This is a genomic window from Syntrophorhabdaceae bacterium, from assembly GCA_028698615.1.
GTDB lineage: Bacteria > Desulfobacterota > Syntrophorhabdia > Syntrophorhabdales > Syntrophorhabdaceae > Delta-02.
Genome location: JAQVWF010000106.1, coordinates 1 through 3,509, shown reverse-complemented (window position 1 = coordinate 3,509; position 3,509 = coordinate 1). Strand labels below are relative to the sequence as shown.

Genomic DNA, 3,509 nt, shown 5'->3' with positions numbered 1-3,509 from the left:
CGATTCAATACTATCAGGAGGCTTCCTTTTTTGGTAATCTGATAAAAAACCTTTTTCTCTGCTATCCTTGGGGATATGGTCAGGGTCATGGGGAATATATAACGTTCTTAAGAAATTAAGAAACTCTTGGCCCTCATTCCCTTCGATGGTATCATCTTTCCGTGCCGCAATATGCTCGCCCCGATGCAAGAGCCGTATCCACCTCGCCAAAGAGGGACTAAAAGAAAAAGTGAAATATATTCAAATAGTGGTTATTGCTGTCACTATTCTGTTGAGGTTTTTGTTGACCGCCATACAAAGGTACATTAATATGTACTCTATACAGTACTTTGTAGTGGAGAGGTGAGCATGGAAACATTACCGATGATGGAGGCGCGGAAGAAGTTGACGTCACTGCCTGAGGAATTGGAAGGCCGCATGGAAGACAGCGCTGTTGCCGTTACCCGCAGGGGCAAGCCCGTTCTTGCCATTATGACATGGGAGCTTTTTGAGGCTATCTACGAGACTCTGGAGGTCATGGGTGATGAACAGTTGATGAAGTCCCTGCGCCAGGGCATAAGAGAGGCCAGGGAGGGGAAGACGGTTTCCTGGGATGTTGCCAGAGAGGAGATCAAGGGTTGAGGTACGGGATCGAGATTACGCCCGCGGCCCTTGAAATGCTCAAAGGAATGAAGGACAGGCGTATTGTTGGGCAGATCGTGCAGAGGATCGACCGACTGCGGGACGATCCCGAAAAGCAGGGCAAGCCGTTGCTCGGAGAATTGAGCGGCTATCGCAGTGTGCGTGCGGCTGGCCAGCGGTACCGTGTCATTTACAGGATTCAGGACACATCCGTCATCGTTATTGTCATGGCGGTCGGCATACGAAAGGAAGGAGACAAGAGAGATATCTACAAACTGGTCCGGAAGATGATCCAGCTCAACCTCATAGAGCCGTCTTCCGAGACGTAGCGGTGCCAGGGGCATACTGGCCTTGTCATTGTTTGATTTCTGACGACCCTCGTCGGTGCTCAGGGTATAGAGCTGAGTTATTTCCTGGCTTCGGCTTAGTGGTTGACAACAAGAGACTGGTTTAATATACTGGTTAAATGAAAACGAAGGAAAACACAGTGAGTGCCTTTGACGCCAAGACTCACCTTTCGCAACTTCTTCATGAGGTCGAGAAAGGGCGGGCAATTACGATCACGCGAAGAGGTAGGCCTGTTGCGCGACTGGTTCCTACCACAGAGGAAAACGTGGCATCGGTGAATGATATCCTCACAGAATTGTCCACTATAAGAAAGCGCGTGAAGGGCAGTTGCGATATCAAGGAATTGATCAACGAAGGCAGGAAAGGTTGACAAAATGGGTCATAGATTGCTCCTTTGCAGCGGCGCTCTTTTTGCCGGACAAAGCCTCCCCGCAGGTCAATCAATTCTTTTCTGAATATCCCGATTCCCGCACACTGCATGTTCCAATGTTGTGGTGGTACGAACTGACAAACGTCCTTTGTACAGCCGAACGCAAAAAGATGCTGAAAGAAGTTGATGTTCAGAGAATCACGCAGCTTCTTTCGGGATTCCCCCTGGAGACAGACGAAGCTCAGGGGTTTCCTTACATCAGGCGACTGTACGAGGTTGCCCGTACATACGGGCTTTCGTCTTACGACGCAGCCTATCTTGAGCTGGCCATACGTATGGATGCCCAACTGGCAACGCTGGACAAGGAACTGATCACCGCCGCAAATGTCTGCGGGGTCAAAACACAGGTGAGCAGGTGAGGGGACGTTCTGGTTTGGTTATAGCACTCTTAAGAAAGTAAGAAACTCTTGGCCCTCGTTCCCTTCGATGGTATCATCTTTCCGTGCCGCGACACGCCCGCCTTGATGCAAGACCCTATTCGCCATGTCAGAAGGGATTGAAGGAAAAAGTGAAATATATTCAATTAGTAACTGAAATAGCATATAATAGGTTCCTGTATGGACTTTGGCGATTATCGGTTTACTGAGTATTTCGAAAAAGAAGTTCTGAGAAAGCGGAGCTATCTTCAAAAGGAATGGTGCATTCGGGTAGTTGAGAACCCTATCAGGGTGGAGCCCCAGGAAAGTAACCGTTTCAGATTCTGGGGTGTGGTTCCCGAGATGGAAGATCGAATCTTAAGGGTAATAACTCTCAACGATAGAAGAACCATTCACAATGCTTTTCCAGACAGGGGGTTCAAGAAATGAAACTGAACTATTATCCGGAAACAGACTCTCTTTATATCGATCTCTCCGAGAAAACAAGCGTGGATAGTCGGGAGATCTCGGAGGGTATTGTGCTTGATTATGATGCCGAGAATAATCTTGTGGGAATAGATATCGATAATGCCAGCAAGAAGGTACATCTCAAAGAATTGACCCTTAAGAAGCTGCCGGCGGATATATTCTCCGCAGCTTGATCAGTACCGGTAGGGGACGTTCTTAAGAAAGTAAGAAACTCTTGACCCTCGTTCCCTTCGATGGTATCATTACCCCATGCCGCGACACGCCCGCCTTGATGCAGCCGGTATTCTCCACCATGTCATTATAAGAGGCATCGAAAAGAAACCGATCTTCACCAGCAACGCCGACAGGAAGGACTTCCTCGAACGATTATCCATCCTTGTTCCGGAGACAAAGACATCCTGCTATGCCTGGGCGCTCATGTCGAACCATGTCCACATGCTTCTGCGCACCGGCGATGCTCCCCTTTCAACGTTCATGGCGCGGCTGCTGACGGGCTATGCGGCTGGGTTCAACCGCAGGCACAAACGTTCGGGGCACCTTTTCCAGAACCGGTACAGATCCATCCTCTGCCAGGAGGAGCCATACCTGAAGGAGTTGGTCCGCTATATTCATCTCAATCCGCTCCGAGCCGGCATCGTGCCGGACTTTGAGTCGCTCTGTACCTACCCCTGGTCGGGCCATGCGGTTCTTGTCGGCAACAGGCCATGCGAATGGCAGGATATCGATGCCATCCTTTCTTTGTTCGGTGCGAATGCCGCGAAGGCCCGGTCGTCCTATGGTGAATTCGTGAGGTCGGCAGTTGGTCAGGGCCGTCGGCCCGAACTTGTGGGTGGAGGCCTGATACGAAGTCTTGGGGGATGGGAGGAGGCAAGAGCCTCCAAACACGAGGGTTTAATGAAGGGTGACGAACGTATCCTTGGCGACACGTCTTTTGTGCTGGGGATCCTCAAGCGGGCAGAGGAAAAGCTGACCCGCCGCTACGAAATGAAACAGTCGGGTCTTGATATGGCCGCCATAGAAAGGGGAATCTGTGAACTGTATGGCATGTCCCGCGAAGACCTTTATGTTCGTGGAAGACACAAGACTCTTGTTGAAGCGAGAAGTGTCTTCTGCTTCCTGGCGGTACAGGAACTGGAGACTCCGCTGAAGGACCTTGCGGTACGCTTTGCGGTTTCGGAGCCGGCTGTAAGCTATGCCGTGAGAAGGGGGCGGGATATCGTTCGGGAGAAGAAGCTGGAGGTCTTCGGAAAAGTTACTTAATTTCT

General features: G+C 50.4%; 7 protein-coding genes. 6 read left to right on the top strand and 1 reads right to left on the bottom strand.

What is annotated here, in order from left to right:
* A partial coding sequence (locus PHC90_14810; protein MDD3847617.1) for a hypothetical protein occupies positions 1 to 189 on the bottom strand: 189 nt, incomplete at its 3' end.
* A gap of 159 nt (positions 190 to 348) precedes the next feature.
* Here PHC90_14810 and PHC90_14805 point away from each other — a divergent pair.
* From PHC90_14805 to PHC90_14780, 6 genes are all read left to right on the top strand, one after another.
* Positions 349 to 621 (top strand): type II toxin-antitoxin system Phd/YefM family antitoxin, encoded by a 273-nt coding sequence (locus tag PHC90_14805; protein ID MDD3847616.1) that lies wholly within the window; start codon positions 349 to 351, stop codon positions 619 to 621.
* Positions 618 to 950, top strand: a complete 333-nt coding sequence (locus PHC90_14800) for a type II toxin-antitoxin system RelE/ParE family toxin (GenBank protein MDD3847615.1) — start codon at positions 618 to 620, stop codon at positions 948 to 950. The genes PHC90_14805 and PHC90_14800 overlap by 4 nt, the downstream gene beginning before the upstream one ends.
* Before the next feature lie 385 nt (positions 951 to 1,335).
* Positions 1,336 to 1,758, top strand: a complete 423-nt coding sequence (locus PHC90_14795) for a type II toxin-antitoxin system VapC family toxin (GenBank protein MDD3847614.1) — start codon at positions 1,336 to 1,338, stop codon at positions 1,756 to 1,758.
* Positions 1,759 to 1,956: 198 nt separating this feature from the next.
* Positions 1,957 to 2,205 (top strand): hypothetical protein, encoded by a 249-nt coding sequence (locus PHC90_14790; protein ID MDD3847613.1) that lies wholly within the window; start codon positions 1,957 to 1,959, stop codon positions 2,203 to 2,205.
* Positions 2,202 to 2,417: a DUF2283 domain-containing protein gene (locus PHC90_14785; GenBank protein ID MDD3847612.1), complete on the top strand. Its 216-nt coding sequence runs from the start codon at positions 2,202 to 2,204 to the stop codon at positions 2,415 to 2,417. Before PHC90_14790 ends, PHC90_14785 begins: the two co-directional genes overlap by 4 nt.
* A 76-nt stretch (positions 2,418 to 2,493) precedes the next feature.
* Positions 2,494 to 3,504, top strand: coding sequence for a transposase (locus PHC90_14780; protein ID MDD3847611.1), 1,011 nt, complete (start codon positions 2,494 to 2,496; stop codon positions 3,502 to 3,504).
* The last annotated feature ends 5 nt before the right edge of the window (positions 3,505 to 3,509 follow it).

Bases quoted from the DNA above. Each gene is read 5' to 3' on its own strand.
- PHC90_14790 (MDD3847613.1), top strand. From the start codon at position 1,957: ATGGACTTTGGCGATTATCGGTTTACTGAGTATTTCGAAAAAGAAGTT.
- PHC90_14785 (MDD3847612.1), top strand. From the start codon at position 2,202: ATGAAACTGAACTATTATCCGGAAACAGACTCTCTTTATATCGATCTC.
- PHC90_14805 (MDD3847616.1), top strand. From the start codon at position 349: ATGGAAACATTACCGATGATGGAGGCGCGGAAGAAGTTGACGTCACTG.
- PHC90_14780 (MDD3847611.1), top strand. From the start codon at position 2,494: ATGCCGCGACACGCCCGCCTTGATGCAGCCGGTATTCTCCACCATGTC.